This window comes from Pseudomonas sp. NPDC087185 (genome assembly GCF_044744955.1).
GTDB lineage: Bacteria > Pseudomonadota > Gammaproteobacteria > Pseudomonadales > Pseudomonadaceae > Aquipseudomonas.
This window is the reverse complement of record NZ_JBIUZK010000010.1, coordinates 33,211-54,828: the sequence shown is the minus strand read 5'-3', so window position 1 is coordinate 54,828 and position 21,618 is coordinate 33,211. Positions and strand designations below refer to the sequence as shown.

General features: G+C 59.8%; 16 protein-coding genes and 1 pseudogene. 12 read left to right on the top strand and 5 right to left on the bottom strand.

Annotated features, from left to right (window positions below; genetic code table 11):
* Positions 1-94 precede the first annotated feature (94 nt).
* From ACIPIJ_RS26765 to ACIPIJ_RS26750, 4 genes are all read left to right on the top strand, one after another.
* Positions 95-1,483 carry an MFS transporter gene (locus ACIPIJ_RS26765; protein ID WP_401082921.1) on the top strand — a complete coding sequence of 463 codons (1,389 nt, stop codon included), beginning with the start codon at positions 95-97 and terminating at the stop codon, positions 1,481-1,483.
* 143 nt (positions 1,484-1,626) lie between these two features.
* Positions 1,627-2,370, top strand: coding sequence for a gluconate 2-dehydrogenase subunit 3 family protein (locus ACIPIJ_RS26760; RefSeq protein WP_259139478.1), 744 nt, complete (start codon positions 1,627-1,629; stop codon positions 2,368-2,370).
* Between the two features lie 67 nt (positions 2,371-2,437).
* Complete coding sequence (locus tag ACIPIJ_RS26755) at positions 2,438-4,141, top strand: GMC family oxidoreductase (RefSeq protein WP_401082704.1); 1,704 nt, start codon at positions 2,438-2,440, stop codon at positions 4,139-4,141.
* The gene (locus ACIPIJ_RS26750) at positions 4,138-5,361 is read left to right on the top strand and encodes a c-type cytochrome (RefSeq protein ID WP_401082701.1); all 1,224 of its coding nucleotides are present in this window, start codon (positions 4,138-4,140) and stop codon (positions 5,359-5,361) included. Before ACIPIJ_RS26755 ends, ACIPIJ_RS26750 begins: the two co-directional genes overlap by 4 nt.
* Positions 5,362-5,398: 37 nt before the next feature.
* Here ACIPIJ_RS26750 and ACIPIJ_RS26745 read toward each other — a convergent pair whose 3' ends face one another.
* The gene (locus ACIPIJ_RS26745) at positions 5,399-6,676 is read right to left on the bottom strand and encodes a lactonase family protein (protein ID WP_401082698.1); all 1,278 of its coding nucleotides are present in this window, start codon (positions 6,674-6,676) and stop codon (positions 5,399-5,401) included.
* A 184-nt stretch (positions 6,677-6,860) separates the two neighbouring features.
* Here ACIPIJ_RS26745 and ACIPIJ_RS26740 point away from each other — a divergent pair, with 184 nt between their 5' ends.
* From ACIPIJ_RS26740 to ACIPIJ_RS26715, 6 genes are all read left to right on the top strand, one after another.
* Complete coding sequence (locus ACIPIJ_RS26740; protein WP_401082695.1) at positions 6,861-7,751, top strand: LysR substrate-binding domain-containing protein; 891 nt, start codon at positions 6,861-6,863, stop codon at positions 7,749-7,751.
* 188 nt (positions 7,752-7,939) lie between these two features.
* Positions 7,940-10,612 (top strand): aconitate hydratase AcnA, encoded by a 2,673-nt coding sequence (gene acnA / locus ACIPIJ_RS26735; protein ID WP_401082692.1) that lies wholly within the window; start codon positions 7,940-7,942, stop codon positions 10,610-10,612.
* Between the two features lie 121 nt (positions 10,613-10,733).
* On the top strand, positions 10,734-11,786 hold the full coding sequence (locus ACIPIJ_RS26730; protein WP_259139484.1) for a lactonase family protein: 1,053 nt from the start codon (positions 10,734-10,736) through the stop codon (positions 11,784-11,786).
* A 60-nt stretch (positions 11,787-11,846) separates the two neighbouring features.
* On the top strand, positions 11,847-13,163 hold the full coding sequence (locus ACIPIJ_RS26725) for an MFS transporter (protein WP_259139485.1): 1,317 nt from the start codon (positions 11,847-11,849) through the stop codon (positions 13,161-13,163).
* Positions 13,164-13,273: 110 nt separating this feature from the next.
* Positions 13,274-14,527, top strand: a complete 1,254-nt coding sequence (locus tag ACIPIJ_RS26720; protein WP_110744464.1) for an OprD family porin — start codon at positions 13,274-13,276, stop codon at positions 14,525-14,527.
* Positions 14,528-14,582: 55 nt separating this feature from the next.
* Positions 14,583-15,308 carry a transporter substrate-binding domain-containing protein gene (locus ACIPIJ_RS26715; RefSeq protein WP_401082687.1) on the top strand — a complete coding sequence of 242 codons (726 nt, stop codon included), beginning with the start codon at positions 14,583-14,585 and terminating at the stop codon, positions 15,306-15,308.
* A 59-nt stretch (positions 15,309-15,367) separates the two neighbouring features.
* On the opposite strand, the pseudogene istA reads toward ACIPIJ_RS26715, so the two are convergent.
* Positions 15,368-15,967: pseudogene (gene istA / locus ACIPIJ_RS26710) on the bottom strand (IS21 family transposase); the annotation flags it as partial.
* A 243-nt stretch (positions 15,968-16,210) separates the two neighbouring features.
* Here istA and ACIPIJ_RS26705 point away from each other — a divergent pair.
* Positions 16,211-16,777 carry a heme-binding protein gene (locus ACIPIJ_RS26705; RefSeq protein WP_401082684.1) on the top strand — a complete coding sequence of 189 codons (567 nt, stop codon included), beginning with the start codon at positions 16,211-16,213 and terminating at the stop codon, positions 16,775-16,777.
* A gap of 14 nt (positions 16,778-16,791) precedes the next feature.
* Positions 16,792-17,691, top strand: a complete 900-nt coding sequence (locus tag ACIPIJ_RS26700; protein ID WP_401082681.1) for a DoxX family protein — start codon at positions 16,792-16,794, stop codon at positions 17,689-17,691.
* A gap of 67 nt (positions 17,692-17,758) precedes the next feature.
* Here ACIPIJ_RS26700 and ACIPIJ_RS26695 read toward each other — a convergent pair whose 3' ends face one another.
* Genes ACIPIJ_RS26695 through ACIPIJ_RS26685 form a run of 3 tightly spaced genes read right to left on the bottom strand, consistent with a single transcriptional unit; the run spans position 17,759 to position 21,606 of the window.
* Positions 17,759-19,084 (bottom strand): c-type cytochrome, encoded by a 1,326-nt coding sequence (locus ACIPIJ_RS26695; RefSeq protein WP_401082678.1) that lies wholly within the window; start codon positions 19,082-19,084, stop codon positions 17,759-17,761.
* A 7-nt stretch (positions 19,085-19,091) separates the two neighbouring features.
* Positions 19,092-20,861, bottom strand: a complete 1,770-nt coding sequence (locus tag ACIPIJ_RS26690) for a GMC family oxidoreductase (RefSeq protein WP_138736191.1) — start codon at positions 20,859-20,861, stop codon at positions 19,092-19,094.
* Positions 20,862-20,877: 16 nt separating this feature from the next.
* Positions 20,878-21,606 (bottom strand): gluconate 2-dehydrogenase subunit 3 family protein, encoded by a 729-nt coding sequence (locus tag ACIPIJ_RS26685; RefSeq protein ID WP_401082676.1) that lies wholly within the window; start codon positions 21,604-21,606, stop codon positions 20,878-20,880.
* Positions 21,607-21,618: the final 12 nt, after the last annotated feature.

The window sequence follows — 21,618 nt, the reverse complement described above, 5'->3', positions numbered from 1 at the left end:
CAACAAAAATAGATGGCTAACCTTACATAAAAGAATTTTCCATTCCAATTAGTGGTGGCTAATCTCGGTCAATTCAACGTGAGTACTGGACGCGCTGAGCATGACTCGATCAACCCAAATCGCTTTTCTGGTAGCCGCTACGTTCTTCATGGAGAACCTGGATGCGACGGTGATCGTCACTGCGCTACCAGAAATGGCCCGTAGCTTTGCCATCCGCCCGGTAGACCTGAGCATCGGGATGAGCAGCTATCTCCTGGCGATGGCAGCGTTCATTCCACTTAGCGGGTGGGTTGCCGATCGACTGGGGGCGCGTACGACCTTCGCTGCCGCTATTGCCGCATTTACCTTGGCGTCGTTGTTGTGCGGGCTGAGCTACAGCCTGGAAACATTCGTTGTTGCGCGTGTCATGCAGGGTATTAGTGGAGCGTTGATGGTTCCAGTCGGCCGTTTGGCCGTGCTGCGCGCCACTGACAAGAAGGACCTGGTAAGAACCATAGGCTACATCACCGTACCGGGCTTGGTAGCGCCAGTGCTGGGGCCCCCGGTTGGCGCTTTGATGGTCACACATGCCACCTGGCCCTGGATCTTCTATTTGAATATTCCCTTCGGCATCATCGCGTTCATCTTCGCATGCTACCTGATCGACAATCATCGCTCCGAGCGCCGCATGCCATTCGACTGGACTGGCTTCATTCTGTTGTCAGGCACTTGTGTTGCCTTGTTGGCAGGGTTTGAAATGTTAGGTCACGCGGCCGGACTGTCGTGGTCTGGCGCATGGATCATTGTCGCTGCAATGCTGCTTGCCGCGCTGAGTGTGTGGCATCTTCGCAAGGCCCCGTTTCCGCTGCTTAAACTCGATGCGCTGGGCGTGCAGACCTTTCGGCTGACCTTTTTCAGCGGCTCTTTGTACCGGGTCTGCATCAGCAGTTTGCCGTTCCTGTTGCCCTTGATGTTCCAGCTCGCCTTCGGTCTGTCGGCGCTAACCGCCGGCAGCCTGATGATCGCGGTCTTTGCTGGCAACCTGGCAATGAAAGCTGTCACTACTGCGGTGCTCAAGCGATGGGGTTTCCGGCAGGTATTGCTATTGAATGGCTGGCTGGGCGTTCTCTGTATCGGTGGTTGTGCGCTGCTCGAGCCGTCTACCAGCCATGAGCTGGTAGTTGCATGGCTTTTCATCGGCGGCCTGTCTCGTTCGCTACAGTTCACGGCCTACAACAATGTTGGATTCTCCGAGATATCCACGACTGGGATGCGGGATGCTTCCACACTCTTCAGCATGGCTTTCCAGCTCAGCATGGGTCTGGGGATCGCGGTTGGAGCGCTGATTTTGCGGTTCGCCATGCTGCTCCATGAAAACGTCGGAGTGGAAACGGCTGCGGACTTCCAGTTTGCATTTCTGTTGGTTGCGCTGCTGGCAGCGGTTGCCACGGGTGCCAGCTGGACACTTCGTCGAGATGCTGGAGCTTCCGTAATACAGAGGTGATAGTGGATGGCGGGATGAAGCAGTAATGACCGCCACTGCGAAGCGGTTCATCGTAAAAAGCAATTTTCATCTTATTTTTGTATTTTGGTGTTACAAAAAACATTACCATGCCGGCCGCTCGTGATTCGTCCTGAGAGGCCTGAATGAAACTTACATCTCCTGGTATCACCCGCCGTCAGCTCCTGGGGGCCGGCACGCTGATTGCGGTGAGCTCATCTTTCACCCATGCCGCCACCATCGTCGGTGGTGAACCCTTGCCTTGGGCGCCAAACGCCGCAGACCCGCCTGCGGACATCGATCCGCATAACTGGACATTCTTCACCGAGCACGAACAGCAGTTGGTTGAAGCGATTGTTGAGACACTCATCCCGGCCGATGATATGAGCATGAGCGGTAAAGAGGCCGGCTGTGCCATCTACATTGACCGCCAGATGTCTGGCCCTCAGGGGCAAGGGGCGCGCATGTACTTGCAGGGGCCCTTTGCCAAAGGGCTGCCAACCCAAGGTCCACAATCACCGTTGACGCCTGCGGAGCAGATGCGCGCTGGGTTGACGTCGCTCGAAAAACACTGTCAGGGAGCCTTCGGTAAGACGTTCGCCCAGTTGTCGGGGCACGATCGGGAGGCGCTGCTCAGCGGCCTGGAAAGTGGCCATGTGGAACTGCCCGATGGTGTACAAGGCGCGGCGTTTTTCGAGGTGCTGCTGTCGCGCACTATGGAAGGCTTTTTCGCCGATCCCATCTATGGCGGTAACCGCGACATGGTCAGCTGGAAAATGATTGGTTATCCCGGTGCTCGTTACGACTACCTGGACTGGATCGACAAGCATGGCCAGACGTATCCGAACCCTCCCGTAAGTATTTCCGGCCGCCCAGACTGGAAGGTGTAAGAGTCAAATGATCAAGTTACCAAAAAAAGACGTGGCAATCGTTGGCCTGGGCTGGTGCGGTTCGATCATGGCGATCGAGATGGCCGAAGCAGGCCTTGAAGTCATTGCCTTCGAGCGTGGTCCGTGGCGCGACACCGGTACCGACTTCAATCCGGGATATGTACAGGATGAACTGCGTTATGTGATCCAGCAGGAGTTGATGATCACTGCTGCCGAAGACACCTATACCTTCCGTAACGCGTATGACCAGACTGCCTTGCCGATGCGCGAATATGGCTCGTTCTTGCTGGGCACCGGCCTGGGCGGCTCCGGCGCCCACTGGAGCGGGCTGACGTGGCGCTACAACCCCAGCGACTTTGTGCTGCGTTCGCATCTGACCGAGCGCTATGGTGCCAGAGCCATCCCCAAGGACTTGCTGATCCGCGACTGGGGTATCACTTACGACGAACTTGAACCGTTCTATGACAAGTTCGAAAAAATGGCAGGTATTGGTGGCAAAGCCGGTATGCTCAACGGCCACTATCAACCCGGCGGCAACCCGTTCGAAGGCAACCGCTCGAGTGAGTTTCCGTTGCCGCCGATGGCAATGACCTACGCGCCGACGCTGTTCGCCGAAGCAGCTGCGAAGATGGGACTGCGTCCGTTTCCGACGCCCAGCGGCAACGCATCGCAGGTGTACACCAACCCCTATGGCGTGACCATGGCGCCGTGCACTTACTGTGGCTACTGTTCGCGTTGCGGTTGCGCCAACTATTCCAAATCCACCCCGCAGACCAACATCATTCCCGCGCTGATGCGTCGGCGCAATTTCACCGCCCAGGTTCAGTCAGAGGTGTTGCAGATCAAGCTGGATGCCTCGGGCAAACGCGCGGTGGGGGTCATCTACGTCGATGCCAGTGGCCAGCATTATGAGCAACCGGCGGACCTGGTCATTCTGACGGCGTTCTCGGTACCCAACGTGCGCCTGCTCTTCGCATCCGGCATTGGCACGCCGTATGACCCTATCAGCGAGAGAGGGCTCATCGGAAAGAATTACGCCTACCAGACCAACTCTGCGGTTCAGGCATTCTTCGATGACAAAAACTTCAATCCCTTCATCGCGGGAGGCGGAGTAGGGCAGGCATGCGACGAATACAACGGCGACAACTTCGATCACTCCGGGTTGGGTTTCTTTGGTGGTGCCTGCATCATGTCCAACGTCACAAGCGGTTGGCCGATCAGCAACCGGATGACTCCTCCAGGCACGCCCCGCTGGGGCAGTAAGTGGAAGGTCGCGACCCAGAAGCATTACCTCAGCACCACCGTGGTTCGCACCCAGGGCAGTTCGTACCCGACCCGCTCGAACTACCTCGGCATAGACCCGACCTACAAGGACCGCCACGGTCGGCCAATGATGCAACTGACGTTCGACTTCCCGGACAACGACTTGAAAATGTCGAGCTTCGTCACCGACAAGGCCGCCGATGTGGCGCGTGCCATGGGGGCTCGGCAGATAGTCGCAAAGCCGGCCAAGGGGCCTTACAACATCGTACCGTTCCAGAGCACCCACAATACCGGTGGCGCGATCATGGGCGACAACCCACGCGAAAGTGTGGTCAACAAGTACTTGCAATGCTGGGACGTTCCAAACCTGTTCGTGATCGGCGGGTCAGCCTTCCCGCAAAATGCGGGTTATAACCCTACCGCCACGGTTGGCGCGCTGGCTTACTGGGCTGCGAATGCTATCCGGACACAGTATCTGAAGAACCCTGGCCCGTTGGTGCACGCATGAACAGGTCAGCTACTGCAGCGCTAGCTGTGTCCCTGATGTGGGTGCCTGCTGGCCCTGCCCAAAGCGCGTTGTTCCCGACCATCGAGAAAGGCCGCTACCTGACAACCGTGGGTGACTGCACCGCCTGCCATACTGCCGAACACGGCGCTGTGATGGCGGGAGGCAAAGCAATCGAAACGCCTTTTGGCAAACTGATCGCCCCCAACCTTACGCCTGATCGTGAGACAGGCATTGGTGCCTGGACCGATGAGCAGTTCATACAGGCTCTGCAGAAGGGTATCGGGCACAGAGGCGAATTGCTGTACGGCGCGTTCCCCTACACGGCGTACACCAAGGTCAAGCGTGAAGACCTGCTGGCCATTCGTGCCTACCTGGCAACTTTGCCGCCGGTGCGCAACAAGGTCGAGGCCAATCAGCTGCCGTTCCCGTTCAATGTGAGGACCAGCCTCTACGGTTGGAACATGATGTTCTTCAAGGAAGGTGAGTTCAAACCTGACCCGAACAAGAGCGAACAGTGGAACCGCGGCGCATACCTGGCCGAGGGCCTTGCACACTGCAGTACCTGCCACAACTCCAAGAATTTGCTGGGCGGTGATACCTCGGGTGGGCACCTGCAGGGTTACACGCTGCAGGGCTGGGTCGCGCCGACCATTACCGGAGATGCCTACCGCGGGGTTGGCGCCTGGACCAACGCAGAGCTGGTCGAGTACCTCAAGACCGGTCGCAATCGTTACTCGGCGGCTTCTGGACCTATGGGGGAGGTAGTGATGCATTCCACCCAGTTCATGCGGCATGAAGACCTGGCCGCAATCGCCACCTACATCAAGAGCCTGGATGCTGGGCTGGAGGCGCCCAAGCAAGTGGATCAGAAGACATCGTCGATGGTGGCGGGCAAGGCGCTTTATGCCGACAACTGCTCGGCATGTCACATGGCCAATGGTGAAGGTGTACCGAAGTTGTTCCCCTCTTTACGTAATGCAGGCGCGGTACTCGCACAGGACCCGGCCACAGTGCTGCGTGTAGTGCTGGACGGGGCGCAGGCGGTTGCTACCGATGCGGCACCGACGGGGCCATCCATGCCGTCGTTCGCATGGCGTCTTGATGACAGCCAAGTGGCTGCTGTGGCGACCTACATCCGCAATGCCTGGGATAACGCCGCCCCTGCTGTTACCACTCAACAGGCGCGGGCAGTTCGCGAACAGCTGGCTAACGAGCGATGAATGAACTGAGCCCCGCAGCAGCGGGGCTCGGTCATTTTCAGATATCCATCCACAGCAGCGATTTGCTTTCATCATCCATTTCGTACTTGCGCACGAACTGGAGCTTGCCACTATTCTCGATACGGAAAACCGCCAGGTTCGAGCGGCGCTTGCGTAGCTCGCCGTGATCCTTCACCCATTGCGTCATCTGGTTGGCCACGATCAGCAATTTGCCAGAGGGATCGACCTTCATGGTGCGTGCTTCGATGCCTTGACCATCGATGACCTGAATGCGATGAGGTTCACCCGTCCGCTGGTCGATGGCAAATACCGCGATGTTGTTTTCTCCGCCATTGTTCACCCGTTTACCCTCATGCTCGGTGGCGGCATCGGCACGGTTGCTCACGTAAAGGAAGCGTCCATTCGGCGAGACTTGGATCACACCGCCTCTTTGACGAGGCGTTTCGAGATTGCTCAGGTGCTCAAGGGTATCCTTTTTGAAGCTGGGCGCCTGCTGCAACGACCCATCAGCCTTGAGCTTGTACATATAGAGTTTACTGCCGCGTTCCATGGCCACGTAAGCCCATGGTTGGCTAGGGTGGTAGGCCAGGTGCCTCGGGCCAATCCCTGGGTCGACCGCCGCAACTGAAACCTTGTGCAGCAAACCCTGTTCATCCAGCGCAAATGTGTTCACGCTGCCTGGCTGGTCTGGTACCTGCTTGACCGCGTCATTGCCGCGAGCCAGGGCTATCACGAAGCGGTCATTGGGGGTGAAGGTCACCTGATGTGTGAAAATGCCTGCCTGGGGCACCTGCCCCTGTGGGACTGCTGGGCTGACGCTGCCGTCCGCTTTGATCGGATGCACGCTGAGGGTAGAGGATTGGTTATAGGCAACCACCGCAAATCGGTCTTGCCGATCCAGTCCCAGGTTGATCGGCCGTTCCGGTAGGGCGATGACGTCCCCGACCGCTGTCAGTTCCCCGGATGCTTTGTTGATGTTGAATGCCTGCAAGACATGGGTATCACCCTTGGCGCCCAAGGTGCCGTTCCCGGCGTTGCTGGAAACCACATACAGCATGCTGCCTTTGGCATTTTTCACGCCGAATTGCAGGTTCGCCGGAACCTTGGTTTCACTGATCAATTGCAACTCGCCCGCACTGGGATCGACACGGTATCCCAGCACTCTCTCTCCGAGGCTTGCATAGAGCAGCTCTGATTGTTGCTGTGAAAAAGATGCGGCGCTTGATACCGCAGGCAGGGACGCTGTCAGCACCAGGGCGAGAAGGGTTTTTTTCATGGTCTGCTCGGCTTTCGTTATTGTGATTGGCCGTTCCATTGAACGGCGCCTAACATTGTATTTAAAGTTGTTAAAAAGCAATAATGAAGAATCGATCAATCCTCTGACGTGTGACCGGCGTCAGGTCTGCAGCATGAAGTGTTTCTAGTGCGTAGATCCGCCATTTCGGGGAGTATGTGATACGAAAACGGCGATTGGAGCGCGCAGCCAGCTCGGAGACGCAATGCGATACGATTTGACAAGCCTTGATGTTTTTATTGCTGTTGCAGAAACGCAAAACCTCACCCATGCCGCGAACCTTCGGCACTTGGCTGTTTCTGCGGTCAGCAAGCGCATCAGCGAACTGGAGGACCTTACCGGGGCGCCATTGCTTATCCGTCATGCACGTGGCGTAGAGCTGACCCCGGCCGGGCAGTCATTGCTTTTTTACGCCCGACAGGTGCGGCAAACGCTGCAAAACCTTGATGCCGAGCTGGGGGAGTTTTCCGAAGGGGTCAAGGGGCACATACGTATTCACGCTATCACTTCTGCGTTATCCCAATTTCTACCCACGGATATCACAGCATTCGCCGCGCTCTATCCATTGATTCGTTTCGACATTCAGGAACGAGTGGGGGCCGACGTGGTAAGTGCAGTGGCGGAGGGCCGCGCTGACGTTGGGGTTATAGCATCGCAAACCGCTTCCAGAGGTTTGCAAACGGTGCCTTATCGCACCGATGAATTGGTCGTGGTAGTGCCGGGGGCGCATGCCCTCGCGTCCTCTACAAGCATAAGGTTCGCTGAAGTCTTGCAGTACGAGATGGTCGGCCCGCATCGGGAAAGTTCCATGTATGGCCTGCTGACTCAGCAGGCAGAGGCTTTGAATATGCCGCTCAAGCTGCGAATCCGAATCAGCAGTTTTGATTGCATCTGTCGAATGGTGGCCGCTGGCATGGGCATCGCGGTGCTGCCGCGGTCCGTAGTGAAGCCCTATCAGCGAAGCCTCAAACTGAAGGTGCTGCGCCTGGACGAAGCCTGGGCCGTACGCGCATTGTTGCTGGTCTTGCAGAGTTACGATGCCGCTGCGCCAACCTTACGCACGTTCGTCGACAACATTCGCAGTGAGGCAGGCTAGCTCTAGCCCGCACCCTGGTACTGCTGACCCCATCACCCGATCAATCCACTTGAGCAGCGTTCTCCAGTGGAGAACGCTGCCATGGCGATTCATCAATTTTCATCCGGTGGGCCAACCACTAGCATTGCCCCATCACCAGCATCGGTAGCCGATGCTGTCACAACGATAAGACGCAGAGCGATACGAGCATGACCAAGACTGCCCGCGACCTGATGAGCAACCTGGAGATCGACCAGGCCCGATTCGCCTATGTTGATTTGAAGAAGTTGCTGAGCCCAGCCCAATTGCAGCGCCTGCCCTACTCGATCCGTATTCTTCTGGAGAACGTTGCCCGTTGCACACCCGAAGCGCTCGCATCAGTACTGGCTAGAGCCACGGGCCAGGGGCCAGATTGCGAAGTGCCGTTCCAGCCGAACCGGCTGATGTTCCATGACACCACCTGTCTGCCGGCTTTGGCTGACTTTGCAGGTATGCGCGATGTAGTCGCCGAGCTCGGTGGTGACCCCAGCGCTATGAACCCGCTGATTCCCGCCGTGCTGACCATTGACCACTCGGTGATTGTCGAAAGCTATGCCGACGCCAATGCGGTCGAGCAGAACCTTGATATCGATTTCCGCCGTAACAGTGAACGTTATCGTTTCATCAAGTGGGCGCAAAAGAGCCTGGACAACTTCGGTGTGATTCCCCCAGGCACCGGTATCATCCATCAAATGAACATGGAAGCCTTGGCCAAGGTCGTGTGGGAAAGCCGCACTGAAGATGGCCAGCGCTTGTTGCACCCCGATGACATGGTCGCGACGGACAGCCATACACCGATGATCAACGCCATCGGTGTTCTGGGGTGGGGTGTTGGCGGCCTCGAGGGGCAGGCGGCGATGGTTGGTGAGCCGGTACCTATCAGCTTTCCCAAGGTCATTGGCCTGCGTGTGACCAACGCGCTGCGCCCAGGTGTTACCGCGACGGATTTGTCATTGCATGTCGCTGAGATCCTGCGCAAGCGTTCGGTGGTCGGCAAGTTTGTCGAGTTCACCGGCCCAGGCCTTTCGAACGTTGGGTGGGCCGCGCGTGGCACGGTGTCGAACATGGCCCCGGAGTATGGCGCTACGGTGGTGTTCTTCCCCTTCGACACCCAGACGCTCGACTATATGCGGCTTACCGGCCGCTCTTCAGCGCTCTGTCAGCAGGCCGCCACATACATGAGTGCGCAAAACCTGTATCGCAGTGATGAACTGCCGGAGCCGGAGTTCGATGAACTGATCGAACTGGACCTGGCCAGCATCGAGCCAAGCGTTGCAGGACCTTACCAGCCGCATCAGCGTCAACCGCTGTCGCGCTCGGGCGACTCATTCCGTAAGGAAGTCCTGGGCGGCGGCAACCTTATCGCCGGGCCATCCTCTGAGCAGTACTTCGAGCCCACATTCGCAGAACCGATCACGCATGGCGCCGTGGTTATCTCGGCAATTACCAGTTGCACCAATACGGCCAACCCGGCGCAGATGATCCAAGCCGGCTTGCTGGCCCGAAAGGCACGTCGCCTGGGCCTGCAACGCAAGCCCTGGGTCAAGACTTCCTTGTCGCCAGGCTCCCAGGTCGTCTCCGACTATCTGGCTGAAGCTGACCTGCTGCAGGATTTTTCCGCTCTGGGCTTCGATGTTGCTGGCTTTGGCTGCATGACCTGTATCGGCAACTCGGGCAAGCTGGAAGAGCATGTCGAGGTGTTCGCCGATCAAGGCCTGAAGGGCGTGGTCGTATTGTCCGGTAATCGTAATTTTGAAGGTCGGGTGAACCCTAAAGTCCCCGCGGGTTATCTTGCCTCGCCCGCGTTGTGCGTCGCCTTTGCCATCGCCGGTACCATCGAGATCGACCTGACGCGTGAACCTTTGGGTTATGACTCAGCAGAGAATCCAGTCTATCTGCACGACCTGCTGCCCAGTGATGAAGAAGTGGCTGCGCTGGCCGCGAAAGTGGTGAAGCCGGAGTTCTTCCAACAGCGGCTGGCTACGGTGTGGGAAGGTACTCATCACTGGCAGGCGCTCTCCGCAGAGGGCAGTGTCCAGTTCCCTTGGGACCCTCGCTCGACTTATCTTCGCCGTCCGCAATACCTGGCTGACATCCAGGCTGAACCAAATTCTAGCCTGGCGATTCAGGGCGCTCGTGCCCTCATGGTGCTTGGGGACAACGTTACCACCGACCATATTTCGCCCGCCGGTGCCATCCCTGCCGATAGCCTTGCAGGCCAGTGGCTGCTGGAGCGCGGTGAGGATCCACAAGACCTCAACCAATATTCCACCCGCCGCAGTAACCACGAAGTCATGCTGCGTGGAGCTTTCACCAACAAGTCGGTGAAAAACCGTCTGGTCGGTGAGCAGCAGCCTGGCGTCGGTGCTTGGGCCTGGAATGCGGACCACAGCAAGTGCTTGCCCCTGTACGAAGCCGCCCAGAGTTACGCGGGTACGCCGATGATTGTCTTCGCAGGCATCAACTACGGCGCCGGTTCCAGCCGCGACTGGGCAGCCAAGGCGCAGGCCCTGCTTGGGGTGAAAGCTGTGGTAGCCCGCAGTATCGAGCGCATCCACCGCAGTAATCTGATCGGCATGGGCGTGTTGCCCCTGTTGTTCCAGGACGGGCAGGGCGCAGACGATCTACAACTGATCGGCACTGAGCACTTCGATTTGGTGGGGCTGGATGAGCTGGTCGTTGGCGATAACCGTGTTCGCCTGGAGATAGTCCGTGAGGGTGGCGTTCGCGATCAGATCGAGCTGATTGCTCGCCTGGATTCGCTGCAGGAACTGCGCTACCTGACTAACGGCGGGGTGCTGCCGTACGTGATCCGAAAAGTGGTCAAACGGACTCGCGGCTAACCCGCCAAGCACTGGTGTAACGACTCCGGCGGCGGCAGCAATGCTGCCGCACAGGGTACTGCTGCCTGCCAAAAGGCTGGTGCCCGCTTGAAAACGCATTTGCAAACGGGAGAACAACCCTATGTACGCCTATGTCGGCTCGCGGACCACCCGCGAGCGTAACGCCCGGGGTGATGGCATCACGGTCTATCGCCTGGATCAGCAGGCCGGTACGTTGGAGCAGGTACAGGTCGTCACTGATCTGGTCAACCCTTCCTTCCTTACCCTCAACCGTGCCGGAGACCGGCTGTATACCGTTCACGGCGACTGCAGCGAAGTCAGCGCCTTCAGCGTCGACAAGGCCAGTGGGACCTTGACCTTCCTCAACCGCCAGAGCTGCGAGGGCAAGAACCCGGTGCACCTGGCGCTGGACCCAAGCGAGCGCTTCATGGTGGTGTCCAACCACATCACCGGCACCTTGGCCGTGCTGAATGTGGCCGAGGACGGCGCGCTGGGCAGTGTCAACCAGTTGCTCACACTTGACGGCCCAGTTGGCCCGCACCGCGTCGAACAGCCGTTCGCCAAGCCGCATTTCAATCCGTTCGATGCGTCCGGCAACTTTGTCCTGGTACCGGACAAGGGGCTCGACCGAGTGTTCAGCTTCCGCTTCGACAACGGCAGGTTGCATCCTGCCGAGCAACCCTTCATTGCTGCGCGTGAAGGTGCCGGCCCGCGCCACATTGCAATGCATCCCAAGGCGGGGTTTGCCTATGTGATCAACGAGTTGGACTCCAGTGTCACCAGCTATCGTTTCGACCCCCACAGCGGCGCGCTACAGCCGATCCAGGTACTCCCTTCATTGCCCGCCAGCTACACCGGCAACAGCCGCGCTTCGGAAATTGAAATCGACCGTAGCGGGCGTTTCCTCTACGCCTCGAATCGCGGTTACGACAGCATCGCGGTATACGCCATCGACCAGGTCAGTGGGCTGCTCAGCCCGGTCGATTTCGTTCCCAGTGAAGGCAAGACGCCGCGCTTCTTCACCCTGACACCTGATCAGCGCTTCCTGTTCGCGCTCAATGAAGACAGCGACAGCATCGTCTCGTTTGCAGTCGACCCGTGCAGTGGTGCACTGAGCAAGACCGGCTTCTCGGTTTCGACCGGAAGTCCGGTGTGCATGATCTTTTCTGCCTGATACCCGTTACAACGATAACAATTAAGGGACGGGCTACGGTCCGTTCCAGATGAGGTCCTTATGAACAACAACAATACTGTCGACGAGCAGGCGATTGTCCGCAAGGTGACCTTGCGCATCATCCCGTTTATGTTCCTGCTGTACATCGTGTCCTATCTTGATCGCGCCAACATCGGCTATGCCGCGCTAGAGATGAACAAGGAGCTGGCGTTGACCAGCGAAGCCTTCGGTTTCATTTCCGGAATCTTCTTCATCGGTTACTTCCTGTTCGAAGTGCCCAGCAACGTCATGCTCAACAAGTTTGGTGCGCGGGTGTGGATTGCTCGCATTCTGGTGACCTGGGGCGTCATCGCCGCGGCCACGGCGTTTGCCCAGACGGCCAACCAGCTCTATGTACTGCGGTTCTTCCTCGGCGTAGCCGAGGCGGGCTTCTTTCCGGGCGTGATCGTCTACCTCACCTACTGGTTCCGCTCGCGTGAGCTGGCCACCACGGTGGCGCTGTTCACCGCGGCGATTCCGGTGAGCTACATCATCGGCGCACCGCTTTCGACCTGGATCATGGACAACATCAAGTGGCTCGACTGGAGCGGCTGGCGCTGGATGCTGTTCCTCGAAGGCGTGCCTGCCGTGTTCCTGGGCATTGCCTGCTTCTTCTTCCTGACCGACAAACCCGAGCAGGCCAAATGGCTGACCTCGCAGGAGAAGGAGTGGCTGCTGGCCGAGCTCGAACGCGACCGCCAGAGCCGCAAGAACGTCAAGCGCCTGGGTGTGTTCAAGACCATGGTCAACAAAAAGGTGCTGTACCTCGCGTTCATTTACTTCGTTTATCAGTGCGGTAGCCTGGGCGTCGGTTACTGGATGCCGCAGATCATCAAGGGCTTCTCCAGCGACCTGACCCATACCCAGATCGGCCTGATCGCGATGCTGCCGTATATCGTTGCAACCGCGGCGATGATTATCTGGTCGCGCAGTTCTGATCGGCGCAACGAGCGCAAGATGCACTCGGCCATCCCCCTTGCAATCGCTGCACTGGGCCTGGTCGGCGCCGGCATGCTGTCCAGCCCGATTGCTTCGATGGCGATGATCTGTGTTGCGCTGTCTGGGTTGTACAGCTTCAAGTCGCCGTTCTGGGCGCTGCCGACGCTGTTCCTCGACCGCGCCACCGCTGCGGTATCCATTGCGGTGATCAACTCGATCGGCAACCTCGGTGGTTTTGTTGGTCCGTCGATGATTGGCGTAGTCAAGGGTAACAGCCAGAGCGCGGCCACAGGCCTGCTGTTCCTCAGTGCGCTGCTGCTCATCGCGTTCCTGATGACAGCGCTGATGCGGGTCAATAACAAAGAGCCGGATCAACCGATGGCAGCTTCTGCACATTGATCGTCGGGGCTGCCACGCGGCCCCCATCCGCTGGACTCCTTTGCACTTCTCCAAGCCCGGACTGAGCGTCCAGGCCGGGCACTCCCGTGTTAACTAAACGGAACCGCCAGATGCACAACAACAAGAACATCCTGCGCACTCTGATTACCCTGTCACCTTGCGTGCTTGCCGGTACTGCTGACGCAGGGGGCTTTGTCGAAGACAGCAAGCTCAACCTGCAGATGTCCAACTATTACTTCAACCGTGATTTTCGTGACGGCACTGGCCAGTCCAAGCGGGAGGAATGGGCGCAGGGCTTTCTGCTCGACTTCCGCTCAGGCTATACCCCAGGCACCGTAGGCTTTGGCCTTGATGCTCTGGGCATGCTAGGTATCAAGCTTGACTCGAGCCCCGACCGTGCAGGCTCCGGTTTGCTGCCGGTGCATGACAACGGCCGCGCCGCCAATGAGTTCACCCGCCTCGGCCTGACGGCCAAGGTCAAGATGTCCGAAACCGAACTCAAGTACGGCACCCTGATTCCCAAGTTGCCGACAGTGCAAGCCAACACTGGCCGTATCTTGCCACAGACCTTCGAGGGCGGGTTGCTCACCAGCAACGAGATCGCTGGCCTGACCGTGACCGGTGCTCGCTTGGACCGGGTGACCGATCGCGACTCGAGCGACGCCCAGAAGATCAGCCTGAACAACAAGAACCGCCGCTTTGCCGGTGCTGTCGAAGGCGACGAATACTGGGTCGGCGGCGCCGACTACGCGGTGAGCAAGGCGCTGACCCTAAGCTACCAGTACGCCGAACTTGAGGATGTGTACCGTCAGAACTTTTTCGGCATCGGCCATACGTGGAACATTGGCCCGGGCAAGCTCAAGAGCGACCTGCGCTACATGCTCAGCGATGACGCCGGCAATGCTCGCGGCGGTGCGATCGACAGCGGCGCGCTCAGCGGTCTGTTCACCTACAGCCTGGGCGGCCATGCGCTGGGCTTGGGCCTGCAGAAAATGAACGGCGATACCTCAATGCCATTCCTCGACGGCACCGATCCCTACCTGGCCAACTACATTCAGATCAATGATTTCGCCGAGCCCGGCGAGCGCTCGTGGCAGCTGCGTTACGATTACAACTTCGCCGCCGTTGGCATCCCGGGGTTGACCTTCATGACACGCTACGTCAAGGGGGATCAAGCCGATGCCGCTACGCGTGGCGATGAAGGTCGCGAGTGGGAGCGCAACACCGATATCGCCTATGTGTTCCAGTCCGGCGCGCTGAAGAATGTCGGTGTGCGCTGGCGCAACGCAGCCTATCGTTCCAATTTCGCCCGTGGCGCAGATGAAAACCGTCTGATCGTTTCGTATACCTTGCCGATTTGGTGACGTTTTTGCCGACATGGCTGGGAAAAGTATCACACGACTTCTATAGGAGACCTGCATGAACACTATCGCCACCAGCGTCCTCAAAGATCTGGCCCCTGACGGCACCCTGCGCGTCGCGATCAACCTCGGCAACCCGGTGTTGGCCCAGCTTGGCTCGACGGGCGAGCCGCAGGGTGTATCCGTAGCCCTGGCCAAGGCTTTGGCCGAGGAGCTGGGTGTCACCTTGCACATGCGCACTTTCGATGCTGCGGGAAAAGTCTTTGCTGCACTGGAAGAAGGGGCTTGGAACTTGGCGTTTCTGGCCATCGAACCCGTGCGTGAGGCGCAAATCGCGTTCAGTGAGCCCTATGTGCTGATCGAGGGTACCTATCTGGTCAAGCGAGAAGCACCGTTCCAGCACGTTGACGAGCTGGAACGGCCTGGCCTTCGCCTGGCTGTGGGTAAAGGTGCAGCCTATGACCTGTATCTCACGCGCACGCTGCAACATGCCGAGCTGGTCCGTGCTGAAACTTCTGCCGGCGCAGTGGACCTCTTTATTGAGAGCGATCTGGATGCTGCTGCAGGCGTACGTCAGCCGCTGGAAAGGGTCGCCGCCAGTGATCAACGCTATCGCGTGCTTGACGGTGCATTCACGTCGATTCGGCAAGCGATGGCCGTACCTCGCGAACGTGAAGCAGGCGCCGCCTATGTGCGCAATTTTGTCGAGCGCCGTCTTGCCGAGGGCTTCGTCCGTGGCGCACTGCTCGCTAGCGGACAGACAGACGTCAGCGCCCCTCGCTGAGCGTTGCAAGCCAGCAGGTGTGTACCACCTGCTTCCACCAAGATGAAGTCTGCTTACTAATCGACAGCCGTTTTCATGTTGTCGAAAATGCCGCGACGCCGAACTCCGCCGAGGGCACCAAAAGAGCGAGTGTGGGCATCGAACAACATCTCGTGGCCTTGACTGGGATAAGCAACCAACCAGAACGCGCGACTGGCGCACAGCTTCATGTGGGAGACCTGGATGCGTCGGACCAGGCCGCCGATCAGCAGACCTTCTTCGCTCCAGTCAAATTGAAAGGCCTCACCCAAGGCAAAAGTCAGCGGTACAAAAGCGCGTAAACACTTGCCTTGCTCGCTTCGCCAAGAGCGTACAAACGCCGTCAGCTGGCTGTAGCCGCCGTCATAACCCTCAGCCTTGATCTGTTCGAAAAGTGCTTTGGCGCTTCTGCGGTTGTGCTTTGCCCGAAACGAATCGGCTTTCAGCGCCTGTTCTAACGTGTCTTGGAATGGGCTGAGTTTGTTGAAGATTGCGCACCGTCGGTACGCCGGCTGAGTGGCTTCGGGCGCTCTGACCCACTTTCGGATAATGTTTCTCGACAGCCCGGTACGCTTGGCTATCTGTTGCAGCGAGAGCTTATCGCGCAAGTACATCCGCCGGATTTTTCCCAACATTTCCATGCTGATCACCTGTGTTCTCCTGCTCGAAAAGTGAGCAGAAGCAGTTGAACACCTGGGTCAATTTTCAGTCGGCAGCACAGCCTCTGCAGGGTCAGTTTCGGTCAGCGGAAACAGATAACGATATCATTAGCGTCTATTTGGCGGATTCATTGAGATCGACGTTGCATTCATTAGAGATCACGTCTATTTTTCAATTAAATATGGTAACGTTACCATTTTCTTGCAGGCTCTAGGACACCAATAATGACAATACCGCCCCGTGCCCACATTTTTCAGGCCCCGAAACCGCCGCTGTTGAATGCCATCAGCAGGCGGCTGCTGCCCACTTGGTTGGCAATGGTGCTTGTCTCTCCAAGCCTGGCAGCTGATGCCGTGAACACATTGCGGTACAGTCCGAACCTGTCACTGAGTGGCGCGACCACTCTGCTGGACAAAGCTGTCAGCAGGGCCGCAGATGACGGGGTACACCCGTGCATTGCAGTGACCGATGCCAGCGGCTACCTGCTGGCTTTCAAGCGCATGGATGGCGCGGCCCCTGGCTGTGTCGACGCGGCCATCAAGAAAGCAAACTCGGCGGCCATCAACGATGTCGACACCGTGGTGTTCTACGACCTGGCGCGCAAGGACAACCTTCAGTTGGGCAGCATCCCCGGCATCCTGCCGGCCGTTGCCGGGGTGGTGATCCGCCAGCAGGGGCAGCGGGTGGGCGCCATTGGTGTCGCCGGCGGCGCCGGTGACGCTCAGGAACAGCGCTTTGCCACTGAACTGGCGCGCGCCTTCGAGAAAACCCTCCCAGCCCCACAACCTTGAGCGAGCACCTGCCCATGAACAGCCCTGTACTTCACCGTGAAGTCGTCGATGGTGCATTCGCCAGCGACTATCACGTCCTCAAACCCTCGCGCACACCGCACTGGTTGAGCATTACGGCCCTGTTGGCCACCTTCGTCGCGGCCGTGTATTGCGGTTGGTTCGACTACTCGCTGCCGGATTTCGCGGCTTGGTCAGGCGCAGGATGGATGGCGATCGCGCTGCTGTCGGCCGTGCTGATCACGCCGCGGGTATTCGCGCCCGGGTTTCTGCTGTCGTTGCTACCGTTTCTGCTCGCCTGGCGCGTCGCGGCAATGAACGATGCGAAGGTCATGGTCTGGGTCGCCAGCGTTGCCGCGGTGCCGTTGCTCGTGCAGTTCATCGACTGTGTGGTCAGCGACCTGCGCCGCGATCGCGGCAAGCCAGGCGCCTGGCTTGGCACCCTGTTGTGGCAGGCGACGCTGGTGCGCCTGTGTTTCGGCCTCAACGAGCTGTGCCATTCGGCGGAGAAGATCTTCGCCGGGACAGGGTGGTTCAACAAACTCGAAATCGGTTTCCAGAACCTCGGTTTCGGCGAGGCGGCAGCGGCGTTCGTGGTCCTCGGCGGCCTGATCGAGTTCGCCAGCGCTGTCAGTGTCGGCCTGGGCCTGTTCGCCAGGCTCGGTGCCTTCGTCAGCTTGATCTACTTCCTGGTGGCGACCGTCGGGTTTGGCGGCGAGTGGACCCGCGGGTATGCGTGGGCCATGGCCGGCGGCGGTGGCTGGGAGTATGTGATGCTGCTGATGGTGGTGTTCATCGGTGTGATGATCAGCGGCGCAGGTAAATTCTCGCTGGATGGCTGGTTGCTCCAGCGCGGCCTGATGCCACGCCTGCTGACCCCGCTGGCCGTCAACGCACAAGGCGTGCGCCAACCCTGAAGAGGCCGTCAGCGGGCAAGATCAGGGGGGGCGTCGCTAGGGCGCTCCGCTGGTCTTGCCAGACGGTCTATTGGACCGAGACGGGCTCAGGAACCGCGAGCTTCTGGTGTGCTCCCAACTCCCCGCGCAGTGCAGCCACCTGCTCGGGTTTCACTTCCACTGCTGCGTTCCCCCAGCTGTTGCGCACGTAGTTGAGAATCTCAGCGACCTGCTGATCGTTCATCTTCCACGCAAACGATGGCATCCCCGCTGCGGTCTGCCGTGCTTCGGTATGCGGCGCGCGCGCCCCCATCAGCATGGCGTGCAGCAGGTTGGTCGGGTCATCCGTAAGCATCCGGCGGTTGCCTGCAAACGCCGTGACCATGCCCTTGATGCCTTCGCCCTCGAGCCCATGACAGGCCGAGCAGTTGACTTCATACGTCAGCGCCGCCGCCTTCATGCGCTGCGCGTTCGGGGTCATCGGCTGGCCAGGCTGTGCAGGCGAGGCGGGCAGCGATTTGAGGTAACTGCCGATCGCATCGAGGTCGTTCACCTTGTAGTACTGGAACGAGTGCTCGACAGCCTCGGCCATCGGGCCCGCGGCGACGGCGATGTCATCCGAGCCGGTCTTGAGGTAAGTGGTGAGGGTGTCGACCGACCAGTGGCCAATGCCGGTCAGCGGGTTGGGGGTGATGTCGGGCGCATACCAGGCGCCGAGTCGCCCGCCTTGCAGGTAGGCACTGCTGCGCTCGCCACCGAGCAGGTTGCGTGGTGTATGGCAGGTGCCGCAGTGCGCCGGGCCGTCGGTGAGGTACTTGCCGCGGTTCCAGTCCTTGCCCTGGGTGACGTCGGCGATGAACGGGGTGTTGTCGAAGAACAGCATGTCCCAGCCGGCCATCGCCAGGCGCACGTTGTACGGGAAGTGCATGCCGGCGTTCTCGTCGATGGGCTTGTTCACCGGTGCGATGGTCGACAGGTAGGACCACAGGTCATGCATGTCGCGGTCGTTGAGTTTGGTGTAGGCGGTGTAGGGCATGGCCGGGTACAGCAGGCCATGCGAACCGATGCCCTGGCGCACGGCATTGAAGAAGTCGCGCTCGGTCATCGTGCCGATACCGGTCTGGGTGTCGGGGGTGATGTTCGAGGTGAGCAACGAGCCGAATGGTGTGTCGATCTTGTAGCCGCCGGCAAAGTCGGCCTTGTGGCAGGCTGCGCAGTCGCCCAGCCGCATCACGTATTCGCCACGCACGATGGCCGCCTGGTCGGTGCTGCGAAACTGCGCCAGGGGCACCGTGTCATCAGCCACTGCGGAGCGCGAGGTGTCGAAGGTCTTCACGGCGATCCAGGCTACGCCAACGGCCGCCAGGCCAGCCACAAGCGCGGTCCCGGTGGCGATTTTTTTCCAGTTTTTCATTGCTCGCTCAACCCTTGACCAGTGCGCCTGGATTGTTGAAATAGGTCTCGTGGATCGCCCGTGCCGCCCGAATGGCCAGCGCGCCGACCGTCACGGTCGGGTTGTAGCCACCGTTGTTGGGGAACGCCGATGCACCGACCACGAACAGGTTGTGCGCATCCCAGCTCTGCAGGTACGGGTTGATCGCCGAGGTGGTCGGGTCGGCGCCCATCACCGCGCCGCCAATGGTGTGCGAGCTGTGCTGCATGTACGGGTTCCAGCTCTGCTCGCCCTGGTTGTCGACGATGATGTCGCGCCCGCCGGCCTCTTTCATGATGCGCACGGCACGCTCAGTGACATAGTCGAGCATGTTGGTGTCGTTGCGGTTCCAGTCGAAGGTCAGGCGCAGCAGCGGCTGGCCGTGGCGGTCCTTGTAGGTCGGGTCGAGGTCCAGGTAGGCATCGCGCACCGGCATCGAGGTGCCTTGGCAGAAGATGCCGCCGGACTGCTGGTAGTCGCGCGCATAGGCCTTCTTCCACTCGCTGCCCCAGCGCTTGGTGCCAGGGCGCACGGTGTTGGCGTTCTGGATAGGCCGGCCATTGGTGGAGTAGCCCATGATCCCGGCGCCACCGATGAAGTCCAGATTGGAGTGGTCGAAGTTGTCGCCGTTGAAGTCGTCGATCTGCACGGCCAGGGCGCCGCCGCCGATGAACGGGTTCATGTAGCTGTCATCGAAGAAGCCGGTGACGGTGGAGCAGGTCTGGTAGTTGTAGTTGCGCCCAACCGTGCCGCGGCCGGTGCGCGGGTCGTACTGCTCGCCGACCCGCGACAGCAGCATCAGGCGCACGTTGTCCATCTGGTAGGCGGTGATGCACACGACATCGGCCGGCTGGAAGCCTTCGACGCCTTCCTTGGTGATGAACTTCACGCCTTTGACGGTCTTGCCGTCGTCGTGCTTCACCGCATGCAGCACTTCGGTTTCGCTGAGCAGGGTGAAGTTCGGCCGGCGCATCAGCGCCGGCAGGATGCAGGCTTGTGGCGACGACTTGGAGAAGTTGCCGCAGCCGTGGAAATCGCAGAAGCCGCAGTAGGTACATGGGCCCATGGTGACGCCCAGCGGGTTGACGAAGGCTTGCGAGATGTTTCCGGCAGGAATGGTGAACGGATGGTGGCCGAGGCGCGTGGAGGCGTCGCGGAAGGTGCGCATCCAGTGCGTGTCTTTCAGCGGTGGGGTCGGGTACTCACGCGAGCGCGGCCCCTCGAACGGGTTGCCGCCGGGCTGGATCTGGCCATTGATGTTGCCGGCAATCCCCGAGGTCCCGGCGATGCGCTCGAAGCGGTCGTAGTAGGGGGCCATCTCGTCATAGGTCACGCCCCAGTCCTGCAACTGCAGGCCTTTCATCTTTGCCGCGCCATAGCGCTCGCGGGTCTGCGTGGCGACTTCGAAGTCCCACGGCGAGAAGCGCCACGACATGCCGGCCCAGTGCGCGCCGGCGCCGCCGACGTTCCAGCCATACTGGAACGCCGACCAGCTACGCACCGGGGCGGCCTGTTGGTCCAGGCGATTGCGGAAGGTGGTGGTTTCCACACTCATCGGTTGCAGCAGTTCGCGGCGGGTGGTCCAGCGCAGTTCGTCCGGGTCCACTGCAGGGGGAAAGTCGGTCGAGGTGTCGCGCCAGGCGCCGCGTTCGATGGCGACTACTTCGAGCCCGGCGCGGGTGAGTTCTTCGGCCATTACCGAACCGGCCCAGCCCAGGCCGCAAATGACCACGTCGGCGCGTTTTCGTACATTACTCATGGGTACTCCTTACAGCTCAGTCGGCCGGAATCAGGCTTACAGGGATCAGTCGCAGGTTTTCACCGCGACGGTCGATGTAGGGGCGGTAGTCATAGCGCGCACCGGGGAAGCCGATCATTTTCCAGCCCGCCATGTTGCGGTTGCCGCCGTACATCGGGTCGGCCAGGTAGCCTTCGCGAACGTTCTGCAGCAGCAGTTCGAACAAGCCTTTGCTGTTGATGGCCGGGCCCAGGTCGAGTCGGCCCGCTTCCATTTCGCCGAGCAGGGCGTCGATCCGTTCGGCTGGCAGGTCGGCCAGGTGTTGCCCGTCCACACGCTGGGCATACGCCTCCAGCGCCGCGAGGCCTGAGCGATAACGCTCCAGCGGCGAGGCCAGGAACTGCGCGGTACCCATCAGTTGCAATTCGCTTTCAGGGCGGATCGGCCCTTCCAGATACAGCGCCTTGCCGGCCCCGTAATGCCCGGCCAGCTGGCTATCGATGAACTCCAGGCACCCCGCCTCGGTTGCCGACGGGCCGTACTCGTCGGCGGGTAACAGGCGGTCGTAAAGCGCGCCCAGGGTTCTGCGCTCGGCTTCGCTGAGGACCAGAAAGCCACCGCTGCGGATGGCCGGTTGTGGCATGTGGTCGTCACTGAGCTGGGTGTCGTGTGGCACCCCTTTGAGCTCTACGGCGCCGAGGCTGGGTGCTACAGCCAGCGAGGCTGCGATGGTGCCCAGGGAAAAAAGGGCTTCTCTTCGGTTCATTCACGGGTCCTG

Coding starts and splice junctions, on each gene's coding strand:
- ACIPIJ_RS26760 (WP_259139478.1), top strand. CDS start 1,627: ATGAAACTTACATCTCCTGGTATCACCCGCCGTCAGCTCCTGGGGGCC.
- ACIPIJ_RS26755 (WP_401082704.1), top strand. CDS start 2,438: ATGGCGATCGAGATGGCCGAAGCAGGCCTTGAAGTCATTGCCTTCGAG.
- ACIPIJ_RS26750 (WP_401082701.1), top strand. CDS start 4,138: ATGAACAGGTCAGCTACTGCAGCGCTAGCTGTGTCCCTGATGTGGGTG.
- ACIPIJ_RS26745 (WP_401082698.1), bottom strand. CDS start 6,676: ATGGAACGGCCAATCACAATAACGAAAGCCGAGCAGACCATGAAAAAA.
- ACIPIJ_RS26740 (WP_401082695.1), top strand. CDS start 6,861: ATGCGATACGATTTGACAAGCCTTGATGTTTTTATTGCTGTTGCAGAA.
- acnA (WP_401082692.1), top strand. CDS start 7,940: ATGACCAAGACTGCCCGCGACCTGATGAGCAACCTGGAGATCGACCAG.
- ACIPIJ_RS26730 (WP_259139484.1), top strand. CDS start 10,734: ATGTACGCCTATGTCGGCTCGCGGACCACCCGCGAGCGTAACGCCCGG.
- ACIPIJ_RS26725 (WP_259139485.1), top strand. CDS start 11,847: ATGAACAACAACAATACTGTCGACGAGCAGGCGATTGTCCGCAAGGTG.
- ACIPIJ_RS26720 (WP_110744464.1), top strand. CDS start 13,274: ATGCACAACAACAAGAACATCCTGCGCACTCTGATTACCCTGTCACCT.
- ACIPIJ_RS26715 (WP_401082687.1), top strand. CDS start 14,583: ATGAACACTATCGCCACCAGCGTCCTCAAAGATCTGGCCCCTGACGGC.
- ACIPIJ_RS26705 (WP_401082684.1), top strand. CDS start 16,211: ATGACAATACCGCCCCGTGCCCACATTTTTCAGGCCCCGAAACCGCCG.
- ACIPIJ_RS26700 (WP_401082681.1), top strand. CDS start 16,792: ATGAACAGCCCTGTACTTCACCGTGAAGTCGTCGATGGTGCATTCGCC.
- ACIPIJ_RS26695 (WP_401082678.1), bottom strand. CDS start 19,084: ATGAAAAACTGGAAAAAAATCGCCACCGGGACCGCGCTTGTGGCTGGC.
- ACIPIJ_RS26690 (WP_138736191.1), bottom strand. CDS start 20,861: ATGAGTAATGTACGAAAACGCGCCGACGTGGTCATTTGCGGCCTGGGC.
- ACIPIJ_RS26685 (WP_401082676.1), bottom strand. CDS start 21,606: ATGAACCGAAGAGAAGCCCTTTTTTCCCTGGGCACCATCGCAGCCTCG.